We start from the raw sequence: 24508 nt of genomic DNA, 5'->3' as shown, positions 1-24508 counted from the left end.
TTACTAAAATAAATAAGATATACCGGCTATTACTTGAAAACCTTTATTTGGATAATTGACAAACCGCTGGTACGATTGTCCCAGAATATTATTTGCCATTACAAATGTTGAAAATTTATCTGAAAAACGGTAATCTGCTTTTAAATTTAAATCAACAATATCATCCGTTTCTTTCAGCACTGTGGTAGGAAGTATTGAATTTAAATTCCTTACTACCTGCCCAAAGGTACTGCTAATATAGTAAAGATCTGCCTGAATATTTATTTTATCATTAAGATTATAGGTACTATATAAATTACCCTGGAAAGTCGGACGATGGAATGGTTTTACAAGTAAATCGGTAGTATATTGGTTTATAGCTGCTTTAACCCCCATACGGAAACGGTCTGACTGGCTATAGGTTAAATCACCGGAAAAGCTAATAACTTTGGTAGTACCATTATCATAAACCAAGTCAAATTTTGCAGAATCAACCGGGCTATTATTAAAGAAATATAAATTACGATAACTCTGGTAAGCAGCCCGTCCTGCAAACTGAAAGCTGCTGCTTAAACTACCGGTTATACCACCGTAGAAATCAAGCACTTTATTTACATCAGCTACTGCTACATTTTGGTTTAAGAAAGGATTTTCCTGTGTTAAACGAAATAAAGAAACTCTTTCTAAATCACCGCCCACTCCGGCAAAAACCTGGAATTTATCATCAACCAGCTCATAAGCCACCCGCACATTCGGATAAAGGTTAAAACTACGGGTTGTTTTTAAGGTATCATTCGTATAACCTACCGTGGCACCCAAAGTCAAAATCAGGTTATCCGTGGTGCGCTCATAAACGGGCTTTAATCTAAAATACGAACGGTTTTGGCTGTTTACATCTTTATAATTAATAAAAGAAGCATCTGCATCTATTTTAATAGCTGAGGATTTGTCCAGCGCATACGTGGTACCTAAATCAAACTTTATATTACTTTCTCTGGCTGAGTAGTAGTTACTGAAGTAATCAAACCCTAATCCTCCTGAAAGGCGGAATGGGCCACCTGACTGATTATTGTGAAAATAAAGGCCAGTTCCTATCCGGTTAAACCTTTGTTTAATATCTTCTTTATCTATGGTTTCATTTAAAGGAGAATAGCCATAAAAATTATAACGGTCATGGCTGTAGGCTAATTTGCCACCAAAGGTTAAATCTTTACTAAAACTTTCTCCTGATAAATTGATGCCTGAATTGCTGACCCCGGAATTTTCTACAGGACCGCGAAGAGAAGAAACATGGGAAACATCAGCTCCATACGAATATTGATTATCCCGCTTGTTATGGAAATAGCCTTTTACATAGGAAGTGCCATAATTACCTACGCCTAACTTTACATAGTTGCCATAAAGTTTCGCTAGTTCTTCCTGGCGAATGGTTAAAACCCGTATAGGTAAGTTAAGGCTTAAATCAGCAAGTTTAAAATCATTAAATTTATAGGCAACTGGCTGCGGCTTCCGCTCAATTGGGGAAATTCTGAATTTTTCGAAATTACGATTGGCTTCAGGCAATTCATTTACCCGGTTTTTCTCCACCACAATTTCGGCATCTTCTAATTTATTGCTTTCGCCCCAATTGCCGCTCCGCTGCTGAGCCACCGCTGGTAAACTCCAGAATATACCCAGGCTACATAAAGCGGCCAGTCCGGTAGTACGTAATTTATTATTCATTTTAAATTTATTGCTAGGCATTACTTACTTCTTTGCTGGTTCCTTGGTAGTATTAGTAGTAGTAGTAGTGGTTGGTGCTGCAGCTTCAAGAGCAGCTAATTTAGCTTTTGCTTCTTCCACTAGTTCCGGAATGCTGGCATTCTCTATGATAGAATTTAGAGTAGCCTTGGCCTGGAAAGTTTCTTTCTGTGCAGCATAAATATCTGCAACCAAAATAAAGGATTTTACTACCCAGTAATCATAAGCAGCAAATGATTTATTTACTTTTAAAGCCTCTTCTTGTGCTTCCTTGTATTTATTTTGTTTGAATAAAATTTCAGAAATCAGGTATTGAGCCTCTGCCCCATTTACATCAGTAGCTGATGTAGCCGCAGCCTTTAGATCTGTTTGGGCCTCAGCTAAATTACCCTGGGCGTAACTGGCTTTTCCTTTGTGTAATAGGGCTGGGTTGTATGCATTTAAAATGGCGTTACCCTGGGCAATCAGCTCATTGGCTAATCGTTTGGTATTTTCGTAATCAGCTATTAAAAAATAACTGCGCATCATACCTACCATGGCATTTGCCTGTTCTTTTTTGTTAACAGAAACTGTCCTTAACCGGTCATAAAACTTAATAGCTTCCTGGTAATTTTTATTTTCGAATTCAAGTTCAGCTACCCGTAAAATTGCCCGGTTTAAATATTCAGATTTATTTTCAGTTACTACTTCCCGGAACCTGGCTAACGCGGTTGTTTTGTTATTTTGTCTTAAATAAGAGTCGGCCAGGAAATAACGGGCCTCACTAGAAAATACATTATCCGGATATGTTTTTATATAAGCCTCTAATTTGGTAATGGCTTGTGCGTACTTTTCATTGAAGTAAAGAGCTTTAGCCGACTCGAACTCAATACTTTCTACAGCATTGTTGTCTGGATTTGCAGACTTAAACCGTGCTACATAAGGGTCAATGCTTTCGGATTGATTATTTGCGGCTAACGACTCCTGCAAACTAAATAAAGAGTTTGGGGCAATTTTGGATGTAGGAAAATCAGTTAAAACCCGTTTAAAATCGGCAATAGCCTCATTCGATTTTCGCAGGTTATTATAAGCCAAACCTCTTTTTTGTAAGGCATTTGGTACCAACCGGCTAGAAGGTTTATTATTTATTAAATCTGAGAAACCTGCCACAGCTGCGGTATAATTTCCAGTTTCAAAATCTAATTGTGCCCGTTGGTAAATAGCTTCATCCGCATATTGGGATTTTGGGTATTTACTTAATAAAGTTCGTAAACTTTCCGTTGCCTGTTCGCGGCGGTTTGTCAATCCGAAAATAACACCTCTTTGGAAGTAGGCATAATCGGCATCAATGGCATTCTGAGAAATAGCTTTTTCGTAAAGACTTAATGCCTGCCCGTAATCCTTGGCTATATAATAGCAATCGCCTAACCGGATAAGAGCATCGTTCACATTTGGATTACCTGCTTTCCCTTCATTTTCGGAAACGTAGGCTCTAAAATGCGGAATAGCTTTATCATATTGCTTACTGTTGTAATAAGCATACCCTATTCCATATCTTGTTTTAGAATAATAGTCGGTCTTATTGGAATTGGCAGTCCGGAAAACAGAAGCATAACTATTAATAGCATCGTTATAGCGCTGAGCGATAGAATAAGCTTCTCCTTTCAGGAAATAACTGGCAGCTTTTATTTCATTGTCATAAGAATGTTGTAAAGATTTATCCAGCATGGCTACTGCTTCCTGAAACCGGCTGTCGTTAAATAAATTTACAGCCTGGTAATAAGTAACCCGTTGGTAAGTCTGGTTAATGCGGTCGCTCCGGTGGCTTAAACTTTCAATGTGCCGGATGGCCTGCGGATAATCATTAGAGTTTAAATAAGATTCACTTAAAATATCATCGGCCTCTCCAGCTAATTTAGACTTAGGAAATTTTTTGTTAAATTCAGCCAAAGCGGCAATTACTTCATTATACCTGCCCAATTCGTAGTTTAGTTGGGCATATTTCAAATAAGAAGATTCAGTAAGATTTTTATCAAATTCTAGTTTCCGGCTTTGGTCAAATGCAGTTAAAGCAAAAGGTTTGTTGCCTTCTTTTAAGTAACTTAAACCCAGATGGTAAGCAGCATTTTGTCCGGTTAAATCTTTTTGTAAGGCTACATTTTTTAAGTAATTGATAGCCCCCGGGTAATCCCCAACTTTATAATCAGTAAAGCCTAATTTGTATTCAATGGTGTTTTCTATACTACGTTTGCCTTTTGCGTATTCTTTAAAATAAACATTAGCCTTTGCATAATCATTTCGCTGAAAATAAGCATCTCCTACTAATAAGCGAATCTCATCGGCACTCTGCGGCTGGGCTTTTCCCGACAAAGTTTGCTCCCCATAAGAAATTACCTCGTTTAGATTTCCTTCCTTGTAAAGAATTTCGGTAAGCATAAAAGGGACGACCTGTTTGTAAGCAGCATTTTTTTCAGCTACCCGTAAATCCTTTTTAGCGTTGGCATAATCCCCGTTACGGTAAGCTATGTAACCAGCATAGTAATTAGAGGCATATACATAGTTGTGTTCGCCGGTTTTATTCCGATCGAAAAGCACTTTGGCTTTTTTAAAATCCTTATTAGTAAAATAAGAATAAGCCAGTTTAAATTCTGCTTCTCGTACTTGTTTGGCATCTAATTCTTTTAGAGGTACCTTTTCCAGGTATTCTATGGTTTTATTGTAATTCTTTTTATTAAAATGATAAAGCCCTAACTCATAAAAAGCCAAAGTTGCTTTGGGATGAGTGGGGTGCGCAGTGGCAAAGGCTAATATCAAATGCTCCGCATCGCCATGTAAAAGGTGTAACCCACTTACGGCATAATAATACTGGGCATCAACTGTTCTGGCATCACCTTTCGTCAGGCTTACATAATTGGCAAAAGCTTGCTGTGCAGCTCCATATTGCTGCCGGTCAAACAATTCTAAACCTTCCTGAAAAAAACGTTCTTGTGAAGTAAAAACCTGAGTATGCTGCGCCTGAGCAAAATGCGCTCCGCTTACCAAGGCCGATGTAATAATAATTTTATGGAATTTATTCATACCAAAGATTAGGGCTTAATCCGGCTAGAAGCCAACAATGCTTTCAAAAATAATAAAAAAAAGAACGCTGAATAGCAGTTTTATTTGTTTTGTCGGCTCCTGGAGGAAAATAGTTATCAACAACTAGGTTAGAAGCCGATCTGGCAATATAACGGTTGGCAAGTATATAATATTGGCTATTCAGCTAAAACATCTGTCGGAATAGGATGTAATATTTTAAAAACTAATTCTTTTAAAATATCGCCTTCGGAAAGGTTGCCGCCTTCTATCCCTTTGCTTTGCAAATCGGCTATCCGTAAAAAATGTATATTTTGCACGGTTCGGGCGTAGTTATATATACGCATGGCTTGTAAATACTCTTTTACTAAAAAGCTGCGGTTACCTAAGCTTTTACTGATGGCGCTTTCTGACTTATCGGGTGAGGCATGCAAACATAATAACTTGGTAAAGAATGAAAACAGCAGCGTTATATTGGGTATAAGGGGATTATTCTTGGGGTTAGCTTCAAAATAATTTACAATCCGGTTTGCTTTTAAAACATCCTGATTTATTAAAGCAGTCTGCAATTCAAAAATATTGTAGTCCTTACTTATACCAACATTCTCTTGTACCAGGTGTTCATCAATAGTTTGACCAGCTTTTAAATTGATGGCTAGTTTATCTATTTCATTTGCCAATCTGGAAATATCAGCTCCTATGTATTCACTCAGCAACATGGTGGCCTTTTGGCTGATCTGCAGGCTTTGGGATTTTATATAACTGTTAATCCAGGCCGGCACCTGATTATCATACAGTTTTTTGGTAGTTAATAAAACAGCATGTTTGTTTACTGTTTTGGCAAACGATTTCCGGCCATCCAGCACCTTATGTTTGTAACAAAAAACCAGTATGGTAGAGGGTAACGGATTTTGAAAATAAGCCTCTAACTGTTTAATTCCAGCTTCTTTATCAATATCAGAAATGGTCTGGGCTTCTTTTACAATAACAACCTGCCTTTCTGCCATCATTGGGTAACGCTTGGCTTGTAATAAAACCGTACTTACCTCTACATCCTTTCCGTACAGAACAACTTGATTAAATCCTTTTTCGCTTTCAGAAAGTACATTTGCTTCAATATAATTGGCTATTAAATCTATATAATAAGGTTCCTCGCCTTGTAAAAAATAAATGGGTGCGTATTGCTTGTTTTTTAGCTTCTGTAATATTTCTTCTGCCGTCATAAAACAAAATTATACCAAGGCCTTACAACTAACAAATAAAGACTAATATCTTTGTACCGTTAATTTGTAATAAATAAATGTGCAGGGGTATTCTCCTGTTTAAATACTTTACATGAACCTAATTGAAGAATTAAGATGGCGGGGCATGCTGCATGATTTCATGCCAGGCACAGAAGAACAACTCGCCAAAGAAATGACCACCGGGTATATAGGTTTCGATCCTACGGCAGCCTCTTTGCATATTGGAAACCTGGCAACTATCATGCTTTTGGTGCATTTGCAAAGAGCCGGACATAAACCCATAGCGCTGGTAGGTGGTGCCACCGGTATGATCGGCGACCCCTCCGGTAAATCAGCGGAAAGAAATTTATTATCCGAAGAGATACTACAAGCCAATCAGGCAGGAATCCGGAAACAACTTGAGAAGTTTCTGAATTTTGAAAGTGGTGCCAACTCAGCCGAAATTGTAAATAATTACGATTGGTTTAAAGAATTCAGCTTTTTAGGTTTTTTACGGGAAATAGGTAAACACTTAACTGTAAATTACATGATGAGCAAGGATTCTGTTAAAAAACGGATAAATGCTGACGAAGATGGAGATCGGGCGGAAGGTTTATCCTATACTGAATTTGCTTATCAGTTAATTCAGGGGTATGATTTTTACCATTTGTACAAAAACAAAAACGTACTGCTGCAAATGGGTGCTTCTGATCAATGGGGAAATATTACCACGGGTACCGAATTAATTCGGCGGATGGATGGTGGGAAAGCCTATGCACTAGTAGGCAAACTGGTTACTAAATCTGACGGTACGAAATTTGGAAAATCGGAAGGCGGAAATATTTGGTTAGATCCTAATTTAACTTCGCCCTATAAATTTTACCAGTTCTGGCTAAATTTATCGGATGAAGAAGCAGAGAAACTTATTAAAGTTTATTCCCTGCTAACCAAAGAAGAAATAGATGCCATTACAGAAGAGCATCAAGCAGCCCCTCACCTGCGACTATTACAAAAAGCTTTAGCTAAAGATGTAACCATTCGGGTACATTCTGAGGCAGATTATCAGGGCGCAGTAGATGCTTCTGAGATTTTATTTGGTAAAGGTGATATTCAGTCCCTACGTAATTTATCAGAGGATATCCTTCTTTCGGTATTTGAAGGTGTTCCTTTTATTCAAATTTCCCAATCAGCTTTTACTAATGCTACCGGGGTTACTGAATTACTTTCGGAAACAACAGGAAGTAAAATATTTGAATCCAAAGGGGAAGCGAAACGCATGGTTCAAAATGGCGGGGTGTTGGTAAATCGTAAAAAAGTAGAATTAGCTGAAGCCGTTAATGATTTTGAATTGTTGCACGGCAAGTACCTGGTCGTACAAAAAGGAAAAAAGAACTATTATTTAGTATCTGTAGAAGCGTAATTCACTACTCCTACTCAAGTTAAAATAAAAAAGTGACCATATTCTGGTCACTTTTTTATTTGTGAGGAATGTTAATCTTTCTAACTTATTCGCTTTTAGCGTTTTTCATGTCTTGCACTTCTTTTCTCAAATCCTGAGATAAGTTTTTCAGATCTTGTAAGCCTTTACGGATCCGAGTTCCTGCAGCAGAATTGCCTTTTTCATAGAACTTTTCAAAATCACCTTCTAAAGACATTACTAAATCTTTTACCTGGCTAAACTTGTTAGGGTTGCTCATTCGTTTTTAATTATGTGTGGAACAATGTATTTAATCGCTCTAATATAGTAAATATTGAATTAGAAGCAAAAAATACGTATTTTTTTACCCTATTCTACGGTTAAGCAGGCACTTGAGATTTAGAATATAACCCTTTATCTAACTTTTGAGCAATTTTTTCGAATGCCAAGATTGTCTCTTCTACATCTTCCAGTGTATGAACAGCAGTAGGTATTAACCGCAACATAATAACATCCTTAGGAACAACCGGGTAAACTACTATAGAACAGAAAATATTGTAATTTTCACGTAGGTCTAAAGTTAAAGCAGTTGCATCCGGAATCTGGCCTTTTAACAGAACCGGAGTTACACACGATTGAGTAGTACCTAAGTCGAAACCACGAGCCCGCAAACCATCCTGTAAGGCATTAGTAATTTCCCAAAGCTTGTCTTTTAGTTCTGGCTGGGTCCGGAGTAATTCTAAACGTTTTAAAGCGCCTACTACCAAAGGCATTGGTAAAGATTTGGCAAAGGTTTGAGAACGCATGTTATACCGTAAATACTCTATAACCTGCTCCGGACCAGCTACAAACGCTCCAATACTGGCCATTGATTTAGCAAAAGTGGAGAAGTAAATATCTATTTGATCCTGAACCCCAAAATGTTCGCCGGTTCCAGCGCCTGTTGTGCCCTGCGTTCCAAAACCGTGCGCATCATCAATCATTAACCGGAAATTATACTTTTCTTTTAAAGCTACTATGGCCGGCAGGTTACCTAAATTACCTGACATCCCGAAAACACCTTCGGTAATTACCAATATAGCTCCACCTGTTTCTCCAACTAAGCGTGTAGCCCGTTGTAACTGTTTCTCAAGATTCTCTATATTATTATGAGTGTAAACAAATCTCTTTCCTTGATGTAATCTTACGCCATCAATAATACAGGCATGTGATTCAGCATCATACACAATTACATCATGACGATCTACCAGGGCATCAATAATAGAAACAACCCCCTGGTAACCAAAATTCAGTAAGAAAGCATCTTCTTTTTGTACAAAGCTGGCTAATTCTGCTTCTAATTTTTCATGTAAATTAGAGTTACCAGACATTATACGGGCCCCCATGGGTAATGCCATTCCGTACTGAGCCGCAGCCTCTCCATCCACCCGGCGTACTTCCGGATGATTTGCTAATCCTAAATAATTATTTAAACTCCAGGTAAGAACCTCTTTCCCTCTAAAAATCATTCGGGGCTTAATCTCACCTTCTAATTTTGGGAAAGTAAAATATCCATGAGCATAATGTGAGTGGCTTCCTAACGGGCCGCGGTTGGCTAATAATTTTTCAAATAAATCCACTATGTATTTTTTCTTATGATAATGAAAGAATTTATAACTGTACGAAACAGATAGTACTGATAAAATACCAACAACAAATTTAGAGCTTAAATACCTAATTCCAAACCAGGTAGTCGAGCTTTATTCATATGTGGCCGATTTATTTCAATATACTCCTTTTTACTTTAGTTTAAATACCTTTATTTGGAGAATAAACGTAAGCTAGCACCATGATAAAAAAAATTTTAGTTGCTAACCGGGGCGAAATTGCTTTGCGGGTAATGCGATCAGCTAAAGAAATGGGCATCAAAACGGTAGCTATTTTTAGCGAGGCCGACCGAGGAGCGCTACATGTGCAGTTTGCCGATGAAGCTGTTTGCGTAGGAGGACCTAAATCTGCCGATTCTTATTTACGCATTGAAAAAATTCTGGAAGTAAGTCTGGATTTACAAGTAGATGCCATACACCCTGGATATGGTTTTTTATCAGAAAATGCGCTATTTGCTCAACGGGCAGAAGCTGTTGGTATAACTTTTATAGGACCATCACCAGCATCCATAGACTTAATGGGTAACAAACTAGCGGCAAAAGCTGCTGTTGCTAATTACAACATTCCCATGGTTCCAGGCACGAAGGAGGCTATTACAAATATAACAGAAGCAAAAAAAATTGCACAGGAGGTGGGTTTTCCTATTTTAATTAAAGCTAGCGCAGGTGGTGGTGGTAAAGGCATGCGTATTGTAACGGATTTAGGTGATTTTGAAGAACAAATGCAACTAGCTGTAAGTGAGGCCGTCTCGGCTTTTGGAGATGGGGCTGTTTTCATTGAAAAATATATTGGTTCTCCACGTCATATAGAGGTTCAGGTACTTGGTGATAAACACGGTAATATTGTGCACTTGTTTGAGCGGGAGTGCTCTATTCAGCGGCGCCACCAAAAAGTGATTGAAGAAGCACCTTCTTCGGTATTAACGCCGGCACTAAGAGAAGAAATGGGCCAGTGTGCCGTAAATGTTGCCAAAGCTTGTAATTATATTGGCGCAGGTACCGTTGAGTTTCTGGTAGATGAAAACCTGAATTATTATTTTCTGGAAATGAATACCCGATTACAGGTGGAACATCCCGTAACCGAACAAATTACAGGTCTTGATCTGGTAAAAGAGCAAATCAAAGTAGCCCAAGGGGAATCATTATCTTTCAAACAAGGGGACCTTAAAATAGAGGGGCATGCTGTTGAACTAAGGGTATATGCAGAAGATCCTAGAAATAATTTCCTGCCCGATATTGGAAAATTGGTTTCTTACAAGCGTCCGCAAGGGCCTGGGGTCCGGGTGGATGATGGTTTTGAAGAAGGTATGGAAATTCCGATTTACTATGATCCTATGATTGCCAAATTAGTAACCTTTGGCCAAAACCGTCAGGAAGCCATAGACCGGATGATACGAGCTATTGATGAATATGAAATTACCGGTATTGAAAACACCCTCGCTTTTGGCAAATTTGTCATGCAGCATGAGGCTTTCCGGTCTGGCAACTTTGACACCAAATTTATTCAGAATTATTATAATCCTGAATTATTAAGTTCTCCTCCTGCACAAGAGGAAGCTGAGGTTGCTGCCGTTTTAGCTGCTTTTTTATACAAAACAACCAAACCCAAAACTACTACTACTTTTGCTGCTACCTCCGTCTCTACGTCAAACTGGAAGAAAAATCGGAGTCAGCTGTAACCAAATTAATTAAATAAGGTCAAATAAGTTTTTTACGCCTATATGTTTTTCTTTAGTGAAACCTTCGCCAAAAGTAGTACCTATGGCATGGCCCATTTCGCGAGCCCGCGATTCAATAAATTTTAAAAAATCAGGATTAGAAATATACGTATTGGGAGTAGTATTGCTAGGATCGTAAAATTGGGATTTAAATGCTTTGATAGTCGCTACCTTTTGGTCCCAATAATCTGTAATGTCCACTATTAAATCTGGCTGAATATACCGGTCCTGAATATAATGATACATATTTTTAGGCCGCCAGGCTTCTTGGTCTGCTCCAGTCTCCTCCTGCGTTTTAATTTGTTTTAAACCAGCTAAGAAACAAGCCTCTCTAACCAAATCAGAGCCCCTTCCATGATCAGGATGGCGATCATGAATGGCATTCATAATCACTATTTCAGGCTGAAAAGTTCGGATAACTTTTACCACCTGTAACAAGCTTTCTTTATCCGAACGGAAAAAACCATCGGCCAGTCCTAGGTTTACCCGCGCATGAATTCCCAAAAGCTTGGTAGCTGCTTCAGATTCCTGTAACCTGATTTCAGGTGTTCCTCTGGTGCCTAATTCTCCTTTGGTTAAATCAACCACACCCACCTTTTTACCCAGTTTTATGTGAGAAATCAACGTGCCAGCACACCCCAATTCTATATCATCCGGGTGTGCCGCAAAGGCTAATATATCAAGTTTCATAGTTATTATTTTACGCGCAATTTGCGACCTGGCCGCAAAACTGCCTTAGCTGACATGCCATTTAATTTGGCAATTTGAGAAACAGTTACCCCGTATTTTCTGGCAATTGATCCTAAAACTTCCCCACTCCGTACGGTATGGTAAACACTGGTACGGGCTTTTATTTTTCTTACCTGATTGTAATAATTAAATAAAGCCGCCGTAATTTTAAATTGTTCCGACATTAATATATAATCCGGAAAATCATAAATTCTTTCCGGATCCAGGGGATTACCCATATACCGGACTTCGAAATGTAAATGAGGGCCTGTACTACGCCCGGTACTTCCACCCCAGCCTATCAACTCGCCGGCTTTTACCAACTGACCTGTCTGCACCAACTGTTTGCTTAAATGGCCATACAGCGTTTCAAGCCCGTTATAATGCCTTACTACTACATAATTACCATACCCCCCGCCGTCGTATTTCACAATACGTACTACTCCATCAAAAGCAGTTCTTACCGAGTCGCCAGTATCTAAATCTAAATCTGTTCCATAATGCCAGCGATAGCCCCGAAAACCAAAATCCGAGGTAACAGGAGTAGTAACCAAGGGCATCTTATAAGACCGGTTATTGGCTTCATCTACTAATTTTATCGGAATTTCATCTTTGATTTCCCGACCATCCATGCGATAGGGATTAATGTTCCGGGTATCCCAAATTGAAAAATAGCCGGCCACTTTAATCCAGGTACTATCTATTTGTACTTCTTCAGAAACCTCTACAATGCTTTGTTCACCTAAGTTAATGGAGGAAGTATCTTCACTAACGATTGATAACTTTTTGGCCGGATTAAAAGGCACCGATCGGTTTGCATCCGATTTGGAATCGGGCATATCCTGCGACTCAATTAAAACGGTAGTATCAGGCCTCACATATTGTATTTTGGGCGCCTTAACTTTAAAAAAGTCTTTCGACTTCGATTTTGGTTTATTTTGCGCCCAACTGCTGGTAACACCCAATAAAACAAACCAGAATAGAAAAAATATTTTTATGTTGGATTTTCTTAATAGCATTCTTCTAAAATTTAGCAGCACACGCTTTTCTTTTTAAGGGCACGACTTTAAAAGCGTATAAAATCTAATTTTAAACCCATTGCTGCTACTTTTATTGTATCTGTATTTAAGATATAACCCCAGCCAGAAAAAAATAATTTCACGCTGGGGTATCCTTTTTATTAATGTAACTCCTCGTCCACCAAGTAACGTTCTGCATCTAAGGCAGCCATACAACCTGTACCCGCTGCTGTTACTGCTTGCCGGTAAACGTTATCTTGTACATCCCCACAAGCAAACACACCATCTACATTGGTCTTTGTAGTACCCGGAATAGTTTTTAAATAACCTTGTTCGTCGTGGTTAACATATTTTTGGAAAATTTTGGAATTAGGCTCATGTCCAATGGCAACAAAGAAGCCTTTTACTGGAACCTCTTTTAACTCACCGGTTACTATATTCTTAACACGAACTCCTTCTACGGCGAATTCACCTAAAACTTCATCGGTTACAGAATTCCATAAAATTTCAATTTTAGGGTTTTTCATTACCCGATTTTGCATGATCTGAGAAGCTTTCATTTCACCTCTTCTTACAATCATATACACCTTTGAGCAAAGATTAGCTAAATAAGAGGCTTCTTCACAAGCTGTATCGCCTGCTCCTACTATGGCCACTTCCTGTCCGCGATAAAAGAAACCATCACAAACCGCACAAGCAGAAACTCCGCTGCCATTTAAGCGGGATTCAGATTCTAAGCCTAACCATTTGGCAGAAGCACCGGTAGCTATAATTACCGTGTGCGCCTCTATTTCTTTATTCTCATCAATGGTTACCTTTAGCGGTTTAGATGAAAAATCAACATCGGTAGCAATACCATACCGTACATCTGTACCGAAACGTTCTGCCTGCTTGCGTAAATCTTCCATCATTTGTGGGCCATTTATACCATCTGGATAACCCGGAAAATTCTCAACGTCATTAGTGATGGTTAATTGACCACCTGGTTGTAACCCTTGGTACATAATTGGTTTAAGACCTGCTCTGGCGGCATAAATAGCTGCTGTATAGCCCGCTGGGCCCGAACCAATAATTAAACACTTTATATTTTCAGATTCCATTATTATAACTGCACTATATTTTTCAGGCTGCAATATTACAAAACATTTGCCAGTTTATCAGGTTAAGTTCCAGATAAACTCAGGAGCTATTGTAATCAGGTAAAAGGCTTCATTCATTGCACCTGGTACCTTTTGTATTTAATTCTAAGAAATTTTATGTTCTGCCAGTCAGGCAGCTTAGCTTGTACTATAAAAGAAAATGTATAAAATAAAAAACCCTAACCGGTTGGGCTAGGGTCTTTACTATTTCTTACTTATAATTAACCTAAATAAGGTTTTAAAGCTTTGCTACGAGATGTATGACGTAACCGGCGGATAGCTTTCTCTTTAATCTGGCGTACCCGCTCACGGGTTAAATTAAATTTTTCGCCAATCTCTTCAAGGGTTAAAGAGTGCTCTCCATTTAAGCCAAAGTATAAAGTTATAACATCCGCTTCCCGTTTAGTTAAAGTAGATAATGCTCTTTGTACTTCTTTACGTAAAGAATCATTCATTAAACCGGTGTCAGGAGATTCTTCATCTTCGTTTTCCAGTACATCTAATAAACGGTTTTCTTCACCTTGGACAAAAGGCGCATCAACTGATACGTGACGGCCAGAAATTTTTAAAGTATCAACAACCTCTGAAGTAGTTAATTCTAATACTTCCGCAATTTCCTCCGGAGATGGTTCCCGTTCAAATTTTTGTTCTAACTCAGAGAAAGACTTAGAAATTTTATTTAAAGAACCTACCCGGTTTAAAGGTAAACGTACAATACGGGATTGTTCAGCTAAAGCTTGTAAAATAGACTGACGAATCCACCATACGGCATAAGAGATAAATTTAAAACCACGTGTTTCATCAAAGCGTTTGGCGGCTTTAATCAAACCTAAGTTTCCTTCGTTAATCAAATCACCTAATGACAGTCCCTGGTTCTGATACTGCTTAGCAACCGACACCACGAAACGAAGGTTAGCTTTTGTCAGTTTCTCCAATGCAAACTGATCACCTTCCTTGATTCGTTGAGCCAACGTTACTTCTTCGTCGGGAGTAAGCAAATCAACCTTGCCAATTTCCTGTAAATATTTATCCAGTGATTGGCTTTCCCGGTTGGTAATTTGTTTACTGATCTTAAGCTGTCTCATTAGAGTATTTTTGGAATAATTTTATAAATATAATTTTTTAACAATCAATGTAATTACTAAGTACCCTGTTTATTGAAAAATGTAAAGCAAAAGAAGCATTTTACTTTAATCCTACAGGGTACTTAATAGTAACTGCAATTTGGCTTAAATTAGTTCGCTAATGTTCAGCTTATTTTTCAGTAGCTTCTGGTTTTGGCAATAAAACTTTACGGGATAATTTAAATTTGCCAGTTTTTTTATCAATATCCACCAGTTTAACTTTTACTTCTTCTCCTACTTCTAAAACACCTTCCATGTTTTCTAAACGTTCCCATTTAATTTCAGAGATGTGAAGTAAACCATCTTTACCTGGCATAAATTCGACGAAGGCACCGTATGCTTGGATGGATTTAACTTTACCAACATATACTTCACCAATTTCCGGTACCGATACAATAGCCTTAATTTTGCTAACGGCTTCTTGCATGGCTTCCTGGTTAGTAGCAAATATATTTACGTAACCTTTTTCGTTCTTTTCTTCTATTTGAATAGTAGCGCCGGTATCTTTTTGGATTTGCTGGATTACTTTACCACCTGGTCCGATAATAGCACCAATGAATTCTTTATCTACAATTAAGTTCTGAGAACGTGGCGTGTGTGGTTTATAATCAGAAGCTGGTTCGGTAATGGTTTTAGCCATTTCACCTAAAATGTGCAACCGGCCTTGCTTTGCCTGACCTAAAGCCTGTTGTAACACCTCGTTACTTAAGCTTAAGACTTTAATATCCATTTGGCAGGCAGTAATACCTTCTTTAGTACCCGCTACTTTAAAGTCCATATCGCCTAAGTGATCTTCGTCCCCTAAAATATCCGAAAGAACCGCAAAGTTTCCGGTTTTTGTATCAGTTATTAAACCCATTGCAATACCAGCAACAGCTCCTTTAACTTTTACACCAGCATCCATCAAAGCTAAACTTCCAGCACAAACCGTAGCCATAGAAGATGAACCATTGGATTCTAAAATATCAGATACAATCCGGATAGTATAAGGGTTTTCTTCTTCTGCCGGCAATACTTGTCTTAATGCCCGCATTGCCAGGTTACCATGACCTACTTCCCGACGGCCCGGACCACGGTTAGGTTTTACCTCACCGGTAGAGAAAGCTGGAAAATTGTAATGCAGGATAAATTTGTTGTAACCAGAGAACATGGCCCCATCTATCATCTGCTCATCCAGTTTGGTACCTAAAGTAACCGTTGTAAGCGATTGGGTTTCGCCGCGGGTAAATATAGCCGAACCATGGGTAGATGGTAAATAATTAACTTCTGACCAAATTGGACGAATCTGGTCTAAATTACGGCCATCTAAACGACGACGCTCATTTAAAACCACATTCCGTACCGCATCTTTCTCGGCATCATGATAATATTTGGAGATAAGTTCATTATTGATCTCTGTTCCTTCCGGTAGTGATTCAATAAATTCTTGCTTAATGGCTGCAAAAGCTTTTTTACGCTCGGCTTTGCTGGCGTTACCGCTTAAAGCAACTTGGTAAGCTTTCTCATAAACCGCCTGATATAACTGTTCTTTAAGTGCTTCATCATGGGTCTCGTGAGAATAGGCACGTTTTTCAGTAGAACCTAATTCCTGAGCAAAATCAATCTGAGCCTGACACTGAACCTTAATAGCTTCATGAGCAAACTGAATAGCTTCCAGCATTTCCTCTTCTGAAACCTCATTCATTTCACCTTCTACCATGGCCACCCCTTCCATAGAAGCGCCAACAATCATATCAATATCTGCTCTGTTTAAATCAGATAAATTTGGGTTGATAATAAACTGACCATCTATCCGGGCAACTCGTACCTCTGAAATAGGACCGTTGAAAGGAATATCAGAAACCATGATAGCCGCAGATGCAGCTAAAGCAGCCAGGGCATCCGGTAAAACTTCAGCATCTGCTGAAATTAAACTAATTAAAACCTGGGTATCAGCATGGTAATCATCCGGGAACATCGGACGCAAAATCCGATCTACTAACCGGCTAATAAGAATTTCGTAATCTGATAACCGTGCTTCTCTTTTTAAGAAACCACCAGGTATTTTTCCGGAAGAGGCAAATTTTTCCTGATAATCAACTGATAAAGGCAGAAAATCTACACCGGGTTTCGCATCTTTAGCAGAAACAACTGTAGCCAGTAACATGGTATTACCCATTCTTACTACTACGGAGCCATCTGCTTGTTTTGCCAGTTTACCTGTTTCCAGGGTAATCTCGCGACCATCAGCCAATTGGATGGTTTTATTTATAGCTTTATATGACATTCGTTTTAAATTAATAAACCAGGCCCTGGGGCCTGGAATAGGTACGATTAAAGAAGGGATTATGGGAACGAAAAGGTATAAAAATAATTAGGGAACCCTTGTTTTGAATTCCCTAATTGCTTTTTATTTTCTAATACCTAATTCGCTGATAATGGCCCGATATCTTGAGATATCAGTTTTAGATAAGTAATTTAATAATCTTCTTCTTTTACCAACCAGCTTTAAAAGACCCAGACGAGTAGAAAAATCTTTCTGGTTTGATTTTAGGTGATCAGTCAGGTGATTGATACGGTGTGTGAACAATGCAATTTGCGATTCTGGAGAGCCAGTATCGGTTGTAGTTTTGCTCAGACTGTTTTTTTCAAAAATTTCTTGTTTCGCTTCGGTTGTTAATTTCATCGGGTAATAATACTTATCTGTCTTTTTTTCCAGGTGTATATTCTATATAAAGCGCAAAGTTAAAAAATTAATTCCTTTTTGGAAAGAAATATATACTTTTTAATTAATAAATATATGCTTAAAAGTTTAACTTTATAAGTTGTTCTTTTGCAGCTTCATTCTTAAATTTTTAAAGAAATCAAATTCTAACAGGTTAGAATCATTTCTGGCCTGGTATAAAAAAAACATACCAATGGGAAGCAAAATAAAGTTAGCTGCCCACATACCTGCCGCCACATACACTAAGCCCTCTCTCCCCCATTTTTCACCTAATATGGTAAGTACATAAAAAATTATAAAGAACAGAATAGAAATAATTACGGGCATACCTAAACCGCCTTTTTTAATAATAGCACCTAAAGGGGCGCCAATTAAAAACATAATCAAACAGGCAAAAGACTGGGTGTATTTCCTAAAAATTTCAATCTCAAAATTATTAGCTTCCCGGAAGGTTAGTTTCAGCTTCTCAGAATAAGCCGTGGTAAAGCTTCGAACATTCCGGGCTTTGTTAGCCGCCATGGAATAAACATCCAAGGTTGGGGCCGGAACTTCTTTTTTAGCTATTTTGGGTAATTTGGCATTTGCCTTTAAAATACTTGAATCAGGCTTAAAATAAGAATAGTATGGCATTAACTGACTTGAAACGCTTCTTTTATCATTACCCAGTTGTTTGCGTAAGGAGTCTGTTACATTTCTTAATTCTTTAATATTAAGCATCATTTTGCTACCTTTAAACAAATCCTCCCGGGTTCTGTCTAGGTTAAACGATGATAAATTAAATAGCAGATTATTCTCTTTAAATTTTTGCCTCACAAAACCAGTTCCTGCACTGGGTTGATAATTCATGGAACTTTGGCCTTCTTCTGCAAAAATCTGACCGCTATATAAGTCAAGCGCCAGAAACTGCTCGTTATATTTCATGTACATCCTGCCCGAATCAGCTAGAATGACGTTGGTATTGCCTGAAGCATTAGAATGGTCGTAAATCATTACACCTTTCAAAAAAGTGCCATCTTCCAGTTTCTCCTCTATTTTTATACTATAACCCGGAATACCATTGTAAAATACGTTTTCTTTGATATCCAAAGAAGGTTTCTTTTGCCGGATATCCCAAAGAAGGCTATAAGCTTTCAAATTAGCCTTAGGAACTACTTTTTCATTAAAAAGGAAGGCTCCTATAGAAAGAAAAACTGTAAAAATAAAAAGTGGCCTAAGTATTCTTAATAAAGATATTCCGGAAGTTTTAATGGCTGTTAATTCGTGGTGCTCTCCTAAATTACCAAAAGTCATCAGGGATGAAATTAAAACAGCCAGCGGCAATGCAACCGGCGCCATATTCAAACTAAAATATCCTAATAATTGAATAATAACCTGTATTCCTAAATCCTTTCCCACCAGGTCGTCCAGGTATTTTAACATATATTGGGTAAGCAGAATAAATTCAACTACCGCAAAAGTTAAAAAGAAAGGACCTAAAAAAGATTTTAAGATTAGCTTATCTAATTTTTTCATGAAAATTAAAGCAACAGAAAAAAGTTGCCTGGGCAAATTTAAGCAGTTTTTAATTCATTAAGGATTTTATTCCTTAACGAAATCTAGCCGCCAATAATTTCACGTAAGCTGATTATTAAACCATCCCAAAGTTCTGACATTTCTTCCATATCGTCTTCCTCAGAATAATCTATTACCCGCAGGTATTGTTCCTGAGTCAGCTCACTTGTTTCAATGGTAAAATCCATGTAACTCGAATCTGGTCCATGTTTCTTATTTTCGTCCAGAAAAATAAAGCGTACCGACTTATTTGTTCTGTGATTAGTCATTTCGGCGAAATGATTATTACTATCCCAAATAAAATTATAATGACGGTCTTCATTAATTACAACCTTATCACAAAACCATTGCTCCAAACCAGAAGGGCTTGTTAGATAAGGATATATCATTTTAGGGGAAGCATTGATGGCGTATTCGCAAATAAATTTATGCTTATTCATAGCACGGTATCAGGTAAAGAAGGTTTAATTCCCTTCAAATAAATTAAAAATTTTATTTTAAAATGTTGTGTTTCTTAAATTCAAATGCATACATTTGCACCACAATTCAGCTGGCGGGGTAGCTCAGTTGGTTAGAGCACAGGATTCATAACCCTGAGGTCAGGGGTTCAACTCCCCTCCCCGCTACAAGAGCCTTAAGTTTTATACTTAAGGCTTTTTTTATGATTGTATTGGCACATAACATACTCTTTCTCCTATTGTTTAAACCGCAAGATACAATTAATTAATCCCCTTCCAAGCCCTTATAATTACCAATATCTTTAAATTGGTATATTATTTTACTATGGGTACTAAAGCATTATAGAGCCTTATAAAGCCTCATAAATGGTATTACCTATAAACTATAGCCGTACAGGAAATTTTGGCAATAATGCCTGTCTTAGCATTGGTGGCACTTAGAGTTTTCCAAGTATGATGAAAGAATATTTAAAAGTCAAATAAATATCTTAAATTCCCTATTTAAGGTATCGCCTTCCGTCTTTTGGTCTGGCTCGTAGCCTGAATCAAAAATATTAAAATAAAAAAAGCCTGGTATTGCTACCAGGCTCTCTTAATCAATCAAATATTAACTATTTAACTTTCTCAATTATTCCTTTGAAAGCAGCCGGATTGTTCATGGCTAAATCAGCTAAAACTTTACGGTTCAAATTAATGTTCGCTTTTTTAAGGGCTCCCATAAATTGTGAGTAAGATAAACCATATTCACGAGCACCAGCGTTGATACGCTGAATCCATAAACCACGGAAATCTCTTTTCTTTTGCTTTCTATCGCGGTAAGCGTATACTAAACCTTTTTCTACTGCATTCTTGGCAACGGTCCAAACGTTTTTACGACGTCCGAAGTAACCCTTAGCCAGTTTCATTATCCGCTTTCTTTTGTGTCGAGCAGCTACGACGTTTACTGATCTTGGCATTTCATTAAATTTTTGGGGATAGGTGATTTTTTCAAATACTTGTTACCCGGCCCCGGGTGAAAAATAATTTTAGATGTTAAGCATTGCTTTTACACGTTTGGTGTCAGCATCGCTAACAAGACCAATGTGGGTTAAAGCTCTTTTTTGCTTAGTAGTTTTCTTAGTCAAGATGTGGCTCTTGAAAGCGTGTTTACGCTTAATTTTGCCAGTACCTGTCAGGGAAAACCGTTTTTTTGCACCTGATTTAGTTTTAACTTTAGGCATTTTGGATATAGTTGTTTAATTGATTTAAACTTAAACTTGGTTAAAAAAATTCAACCAAGCGTAATTCTTTATTTTTTAGCCTTAGGAGAAAGGAATAAAAACATGCGTTTTCCTTCCAGTTTTGGCAGTTGCTCTACTTTGGCTACATCTTCTAATGCCTGCGCAAATTTAAGCAACAACACTTCTCCTCTTTCTTTAAAAACAATAGTACGGCCCACAAAATGAACGTAGGCTTTTACTTTGGCACCATCGTTCAAGAATGTCCGGGCGTGTTTAACTTTAAATTCAAAGTCGTGATCATCGGTATTAGGACCAAAACGAATTTCCTTCGTTACAACCTTTACGGTTTTGGCCTTCATTTCCCGCTGCTTTTTCTTAAGATCGTATTTAAACTTAGAGTAATCTACCACACGGCAAACAGGCGGCTCTGCAGTAGGAGAAATCTCTACTAAATCCAGATTCTGCTCCCGCGCCATGCGCAAGGCCTCTTCAGTGGAATACACACCTGTCTGAACATTATCACCAACTAATCTTACCTGCTTCGCAAAAATTCGATTATTAATTTTGTATGGTTCCTCAACGGCACCACGCTGCGGCATTCGTCTGTTAGTATTATTCGTATTGATAGTTCTATCCTCCTTTACTTACTTTTTACAATCAAGTCGCGAATATCGGACTTTTTCCTATATTTTAAAAATAAAATTCTAATTTTTACTGAAAATATCTTCCAGTATCTGCTTGAAATTCTGAATAAAAGCTTCAACGGTCATACTCCCCATATCGCCTTCTCCATGTTTCCGGATGGATATTTCTCCATTCTCCTGTTCTTTTTCTCCTACAATTATCATGTAAGGTACTTTTTGAACTTCCGCATCTCTGATTTTTCGGCCTATTTTTTCATCCCGATTATCTACAAAACCTCGGATATCCTCCTGCAACAGTTTTTGGTAAACTTGTTCGGCATATTCGTGGTATTTTTCCGAAATTGGTAAAATAGCAAATTGTTCCGGGCTCAGCCACAGCGGGAATTTGCCAGCGCAATGCTCAATTAGTACGGCCACGAAACGCTCTAAGGATCCAAAAGGTGCCCTATGCAACATTACTGGACGCTGTTTGGTGTTATCTGGTGCTGTATACTCTAACTGGAAACGCTCCGGCAAATTATAATCTACCTGAATTGTTCCTAATTGCCATTTCCGGCCTAGCGCATCCTTCACCATGAAGTCCAGCTTTGGTCCGTAAAACGCAGCTTCGCCGTATTCAGTTACAGTTGGCAAACCTTTTTCTGTAGCTGCTTCAATAATAGCACTTTCAGCTTTTTCCCAGGCTTCGTCAGATCCTATGTACTTAGCCCGGTTCTCCGGATCACGCAATGAGATTTGAGCCGTATAATCTTCAAAGCCTAAAGCTTTAAAAACATAAAGTACTAAGTCGATAACCTTTGTAAACTCCTCTTTTACCTGGTCCGGACGGCAGAATATATGTGCATCATCCTGGGTAAACCCTCTTACTCGGGTAAGTCCGTGTAATTCCCCGCTTTGTTCATACCGATAAACGGTACCAAATTCAGCTAATCGAACCGGTAAATCGCGGTAAGAACGCGGCTTGGTTTTGTAGATCTCGCAGTGGTGCGGACAGTTCATTGGTTTTAAGAAAAACTCCTCCCCTTCGTTAGGTGTCCGGATCGGCTGGAATGAATCGGCTCCGTATTTTTCGTAATGACCAGATGTAATATATAATTCTTTATTGCCTATATGGGGCGTTACTACCTGCTGATAACCGGCACGGGTTTGGGCTTTTCGCATAAAGGTTTCCAGGCGCTCCCGCAGCATAGTGCCTTTCGGTAACCACAAAGGTAAACCCATACCCACCTTCTCGGAGAAAGCAAACAACTCCAATTCCTTACCTAATTTCCGATGGTCACGACGTTTTGCTTCCTCCAGGCGCTCCAGGTATTCGGTAAGTTCTTTTTGTTTTGGAAAAGTAATAGCATAAACCCGGGTTAATTGCTTGCTCTTTTCATCGCCTCGCCAGTACGCTCCGGCAACGTTCATTAATTTAGCAGCCTTTATAAAACCTGTATTAGGAATATGTGGTCCCCGGCAAAGATCCACAAAATTTCCCTGGCTATAGAAGGTAATGCTACCATCTTCCAGGCCTTCTAAAAGGTCTAATTTATATTGATCGCCTTTTTGTGTGAAATAGGCAATAGCTTCGTCTTTGGGAACCCGGCGCCGAACATATTCGCTTTTGTTCCGGGCAAGCTCCAGCATTTTTTGCTCAATAGCAGCAAACTCATCTTGAGATAAGGTACGGTCTCCTAAATCAATATCGTAATAAAACCCATTTTCTATGGCCGGTCCAATTCCAAACTTAACCCCAGGATATAAAGCTTCTAATGCCTCTGCCATTAAGTGAGCAGAAGAGTGCCAATAGGTGGCTTTTCCTTCTGTATCATTCCAGGTCAATAACTGAACTTGGGCATCTTGTTCAATAGGGCGGCTCAGATCCCAAACTTCTTTGTTTACTTTTACAGCCAACACATTTCGTGCTAACCCCTCACTGATGCTGGCAGCGATTCCCATTCCGGTTACGCCACTTTCGTATTGCCGAACTGAACCATCCGGTAAGGTTATATTTATCATTTTAAAAGTTAAAATTTGTTGTATCTTCTTCTAACGTATAAATCTGGTTACCAGCTTTTCTTAAGCTGTCGCGTTTTGTTTTATATATAGCGTAATTAGAGCGCCGAACACCCCAACCAGCCCATATGTCACCCGGATTTTTATTTAATATTTTATTGTACTCTTTTATTGCTAAATTATATTGTCCTGATTTCTCCAGGCTTTCAGCCAATATTTCCCGAATCCTGTTTAAGTTTTCTGATTGCGTAATTGCTGCTGCCATATGTGTGGCTGCACCCGCATAATTTTTCCGGTTAAACTCTAACAAACCTAACTGGTAATGCGCCAAATAAAGGTTTTTATCTTTAGCAACTGCTTTGCTTAAACATACAAAGGCACTATCAATCTGCTTTAAAATTTTATATCGTATTCCTTTCTGGAACCATAAAAAGCTATTGTTATTATCTAATTTCTCGGCGTTTTTAATATACCGCTGCGATAGATTAAAATCTTTTTTAGCATTATAGATACTAGCTAGCTGCAAATGCGGGCTAATAAAAGCAGGCGCATTTTTTATGGCTCTCCTATAATTTATCACGGCAAAAGCAGTATCACCTTTTTCTGCCTGAGCAAAACCTTTATAGAATAAAGCAAATTCATTAAAAGGAGCTGATTCGAGCGCAATATTAACCTTTTCTAAAGAATTGCTATAGTTTTTAAGCCTTATAAATAATTCTGATTGCAGAATAAATACTTCAGGACCTTTATAACCAAGGTTTTCCGCCTCCTCGGCAGCCTCCAGGGCTTGTTCATCATTTCCTGCATCCCGTAAGATTAAAGCTTTTCTAAAAAGAAATTCGTTGTTGTTCGGGTCCAACTCCAACGCCCTGTTTATATCGGCTAAAGCTTTGGCATACTTTTTTTCTTCCTGGAAAAAATTAGCTCGCTTGGCATAAAGAAGCGGATTATTATTTTCCCGACTAATGGCGTAGTTTATGTCGGTTATTTTAATAGGTGTTTTCCCCGAGGTCTTTTTTAGATTTACCATTTGGTCCCGGTTTACAGTTTCCGAAGTACACCCTCCTACAAGTAAACAAAAAAGAAATATGAAATAGTGGAATTTTGGCATCCCAAATAAAACTAATACTTTAGGCAAAAGTACT

Annotated in this window: 20 protein-coding genes and 1 tRNA gene; 3 read left to right on the top strand and 18 right to left on the bottom strand. The window is 38.4% G+C overall.

Annotation, left to right across the window (positions count from 1 at the left end):
- Positions 1–3 precede the first annotated feature (3 nt).
- The 3 genes from ADHAQ_RS0120320 to holA form a co-directional block, all read right to left on the bottom strand.
- Positions 4–1701 (bottom strand): TonB-dependent receptor, encoded by a 1698-nt coding sequence (locus ADHAQ_RS0120320; RefSeq protein ID WP_026464494.1) that lies wholly within the window; start codon positions 1699–1701, stop codon positions 4–6.
- 24 nt (positions 1702–1725) lie between these two features.
- Positions 1726–4776 carry a tetratricopeptide repeat protein gene (locus ADHAQ_RS26495; protein WP_084523921.1) on the bottom strand — a complete coding sequence of 1017 codons (3051 nt, stop codon included), beginning with the start codon at positions 4774–4776 and terminating at the stop codon, positions 1726–1728.
- A 176-nt stretch (positions 4777–4952) separates the two neighbouring features.
- On the bottom strand, positions 4953–5996 hold the full coding sequence (gene holA, locus ADHAQ_RS0120310) for a DNA polymerase III subunit delta (protein ID WP_026464493.1): 1044 nt from the start codon (positions 5994–5996) through the stop codon (positions 4953–4955).
- A 112-nt stretch (positions 5997–6108) separates the two neighbouring features.
- Here holA and tyrS point away from each other — a divergent pair, with 112 nt between their 5' ends.
- The gene (gene tyrS / locus ADHAQ_RS0120305) at positions 6109–7416 is read left to right on the top strand and encodes a tyrosine--tRNA ligase (RefSeq protein ID WP_026464492.1); all 1308 of its coding nucleotides are present in this window, start codon (positions 6109–6111) and stop codon (positions 7414–7416) included.
- An 85-nt stretch (positions 7417–7501) separates the two neighbouring features.
- Here tyrS and ADHAQ_RS0120300 read toward each other — a convergent pair whose 3' ends face one another.
- Entirely contained in the window at positions 7502–7693 is a 192-nt protein-coding gene (locus tag ADHAQ_RS0120300; RefSeq protein ID WP_026464491.1) for a hypothetical protein, read from the bottom strand.
- Between the two features lie 100 nt (positions 7694–7793).
- Positions 7794–9032: an aminotransferase class I/II-fold pyridoxal phosphate-dependent enzyme gene (locus ADHAQ_RS0120295; protein ID WP_026464490.1), complete on the bottom strand. Its 1239-nt coding sequence runs from the start codon at positions 9030–9032 to the stop codon at positions 7794–7796.
- Positions 9033–9241: 209 nt separating this feature from the next.
- Here ADHAQ_RS0120295 and accC point away from each other — a divergent pair, with 209 nt between their 5' ends.
- On the top strand, positions 9242–10738 hold the full coding sequence (accC, locus tag ADHAQ_RS0120290; RefSeq protein WP_026464489.1) for an acetyl-CoA carboxylase biotin carboxylase subunit: 1497 nt from the start codon (positions 9242–9244) through the stop codon (positions 10736–10738).
- Positions 10739–10747: 9 nt separating this feature from the next.
- Here the strand turns inward: accC and bshB1 are convergent, their stop codons facing one another.
- From bshB1 to ADHAQ_RS0120245, 8 genes are all read right to left on the bottom strand, one after another.
- On the bottom strand, positions 10748–11467 hold the full coding sequence (gene bshB1 / locus ADHAQ_RS0120285) for a bacillithiol biosynthesis deacetylase BshB1 (RefSeq protein ID WP_026464488.1): 720 nt from the start codon (positions 11465–11467) through the stop codon (positions 10748–10750).
- A 5-nt stretch (positions 11468–11472) separates the two neighbouring features.
- Positions 11473–12525: a M23 family metallopeptidase gene (locus tag ADHAQ_RS0120280; RefSeq protein WP_026464487.1), complete on the bottom strand. Its 1053-nt coding sequence runs from the start codon at positions 12523–12525 to the stop codon at positions 11473–11475.
- 161 nt (positions 12526–12686) lie between these two features.
- Positions 12687–13625, bottom strand: coding sequence for a thioredoxin-disulfide reductase (gene trxB, locus ADHAQ_RS0120275; RefSeq protein WP_026464486.1), 939 nt, complete (start codon positions 13623–13625; stop codon positions 12687–12689).
- Between the two features lie 260 nt (positions 13626–13885).
- Positions 13886–14749 (bottom strand): sigma-70 family RNA polymerase sigma factor, encoded by an 864-nt coding sequence (locus ADHAQ_RS0120270; protein WP_026464485.1) that lies wholly within the window; start codon positions 14747–14749, stop codon positions 13886–13888.
- 169 nt (positions 14750–14918) lie between these two features.
- On the bottom strand, positions 14919–17054 hold the full coding sequence (pnp, locus tag ADHAQ_RS0120265) for a polyribonucleotide nucleotidyltransferase (protein WP_026464484.1): 2136 nt from the start codon (positions 17052–17054) through the stop codon (positions 14919–14921).
- Positions 17055–17177: 123 nt separating this feature from the next.
- Positions 17178–17453 (bottom strand): 30S ribosomal protein S15, encoded by a 276-nt coding sequence (gene rpsO / locus ADHAQ_RS0120255; RefSeq protein ID WP_026464483.1) that lies wholly within the window; start codon positions 17451–17453, stop codon positions 17178–17180.
- Between the two features lie 132 nt (positions 17454–17585).
- Positions 17586–19004, bottom strand: coding sequence for an LptF/LptG family permease (locus ADHAQ_RS0120250; protein WP_026464482.1), 1419 nt, complete (start codon positions 19002–19004; stop codon positions 17586–17588).
- A gap of 83 nt (positions 19005–19087) precedes the next feature.
- Positions 19088–19483 (bottom strand): START-like domain-containing protein, encoded by a 396-nt coding sequence (locus ADHAQ_RS0120245; RefSeq protein WP_026464481.1) that lies wholly within the window; start codon positions 19481–19483, stop codon positions 19088–19090.
- Between the two features lie 112 nt (positions 19484–19595).
- Here ADHAQ_RS0120245 and ADHAQ_RS0120240 point away from each other — a divergent pair.
- Positions 19596–19669: transfer RNA gene (locus ADHAQ_RS0120240), tRNA-Met, on the top strand.
- A 443-nt stretch (positions 19670–20112) separates the two neighbouring features.
- Here the strand turns inward: ADHAQ_RS0120240 and rplT are convergent.
- The 5 genes from rplT to ADHAQ_RS0120215 form a co-directional block, all read right to left on the bottom strand.
- Entirely contained in the window at positions 20113–20457 is a 345-nt protein-coding gene (gene rplT, locus ADHAQ_RS0120235; protein WP_034256950.1) for a 50S ribosomal protein L20, read from the bottom strand.
- A gap of 69 nt (positions 20458–20526) precedes the next feature.
- Entirely contained in the window at positions 20527–20721 is a 195-nt protein-coding gene (rpmI, locus tag ADHAQ_RS0120230) for a 50S ribosomal protein L35 (protein WP_026464479.1), read from the bottom strand.
- Between the two features lie 68 nt (positions 20722–20789).
- Positions 20790–21320 carry a translation initiation factor IF-3 gene (gene infC / locus ADHAQ_RS0120225; RefSeq protein ID WP_026464478.1) on the bottom strand — a complete coding sequence of 177 codons (531 nt, stop codon included), beginning with the start codon at positions 21318–21320 and terminating at the stop codon, positions 20790–20792.
- A gap of 105 nt (positions 21321–21425) precedes the next feature.
- Positions 21426–23366, bottom strand: a complete 1941-nt coding sequence (gene thrS / locus ADHAQ_RS0120220) for a threonine--tRNA ligase (protein WP_026464477.1) — start codon at positions 23364–23366, stop codon at positions 21426–21428.
- A 1-nt stretch (position 23367) separates the two neighbouring features.
- The gene (locus ADHAQ_RS0120215) at positions 23368–24393 is read right to left on the bottom strand and encodes a tetratricopeptide repeat protein (protein WP_169728021.1); all 1026 of its coding nucleotides are present in this window, start codon (positions 24391–24393) and stop codon (positions 23368–23370) included.
- Positions 24394–24508 lie beyond the last annotated feature (115 nt).

Origin of the sequence: Adhaeribacter aquaticus DSM 16391 (genome assembly GCF_000473365.1) — a bacterium.
In the GTDB taxonomy this organism is placed as follows: domain Bacteria; phylum Bacteroidota; class Bacteroidia; order Cytophagales; family Hymenobacteraceae; genus Adhaeribacter; species Adhaeribacter aquaticus.
Note: the sequence above shows the minus strand (reverse complement) of the source record. Positions and strands in the feature narration are given on the sequence as shown.

Bases quoted from the DNA above. Each gene is read 5' to 3' on its own strand.
- ADHAQ_RS0120320 (WP_026464494.1), bottom strand. From the start codon at position 1,701: ATGAATAATAAATTACGTACTACCGGACTGGCCGCTTTATGTAGCCTG.
- ADHAQ_RS26495 (WP_084523921.1), bottom strand. From the start codon at position 4,776: ATGAATAAATTCCATAAAATTATTATTACATCGGCCTTGGTAAGCGGA.
- holA (WP_026464493.1), bottom strand. From the start codon at position 5,996: ATGACGGCAGAAGAAATATTACAGAAGCTAAAAAACAAGCAATACGCA.
- tyrS (WP_026464492.1), top strand. From the start codon at position 6,109: ATGAACCTAATTGAAGAATTAAGATGGCGGGGCATGCTGCATGATTTC.
- ADHAQ_RS0120300 (WP_026464491.1), bottom strand. From the start codon at position 7,693: ATGAGCAACCCTAACAAGTTTAGCCAGGTAAAAGATTTAGTAATGTCT.
- accC (WP_026464489.1), top strand. From the start codon at position 9,242: ATGATAAAAAAAATTTTAGTTGCTAACCGGGGCGAAATTGCTTTGCGG.
- bshB1 (WP_026464488.1), bottom strand. From the start codon at position 11,467: ATGAAACTTGATATATTAGCCTTTGCGGCACACCCGGATGATATAGAA.
- ADHAQ_RS0120280 (WP_026464487.1), bottom strand. From the start codon at position 12,525: ATGCTATTAAGAAAATCCAACATAAAAATATTTTTTCTATTCTGGTTT.
- trxB (WP_026464486.1), bottom strand. From the start codon at position 13,625: ATGGAATCTGAAAATATAAAGTGTTTAATTATTGGTTCGGGCCCAGCG.
- ADHAQ_RS0120270 (WP_026464485.1), bottom strand. From the start codon at position 14,749: ATGAGACAGCTTAAGATCAGTAAACAAATTACCAACCGGGAAAGCCAA.
- pnp (WP_026464484.1), bottom strand. From the start codon at position 17,054: ATGTCATATAAAGCTATAAATAAAACCATCCAATTGGCTGATGGTCGC.
- rpsO (WP_026464483.1), bottom strand. From the start codon at position 17,453: ATGAAATTAACAACCGAAGCGAAACAAGAAATTTTTGAAAAAAACAGT.
- ADHAQ_RS0120250 (WP_026464482.1), bottom strand. From the start codon at position 19,004: ATGAAAAAATTAGATAAGCTAATCTTAAAATCTTTTTTAGGTCCTTTC.
- ADHAQ_RS0120245 (WP_026464481.1), bottom strand. From the start codon at position 19,483: ATGAATAAGCATAAATTTATTTGCGAATACGCCATCAATGCTTCCCCT.
- rplT (WP_034256950.1), bottom strand. From the start codon at position 20,457: ATGCCAAGATCAGTAAACGTCGTAGCTGCTCGACACAAAAGAAAGCGG.
- rpmI (WP_026464479.1), bottom strand. From the start codon at position 20,721: ATGCCTAAAGTTAAAACTAAATCAGGTGCAAAAAAACGGTTTTCCCTG.
- infC (WP_026464478.1), bottom strand. From the start codon at position 21,320: ATGCCGCAGCGTGGTGCCGTTGAGGAACCATACAAAATTAATAATCGA.
- thrS (WP_026464477.1), bottom strand. From the start codon at position 23,366: ATGATAAATATAACCTTACCGGATGGTTCAGTTCGGCAATACGAAAGT.
- ADHAQ_RS0120215 (WP_169728021.1), bottom strand. From the start codon at position 24,393: ATGGTAAATCTAAAAAAGACCTCGGGGAAAACACCTATTAAAATAACC.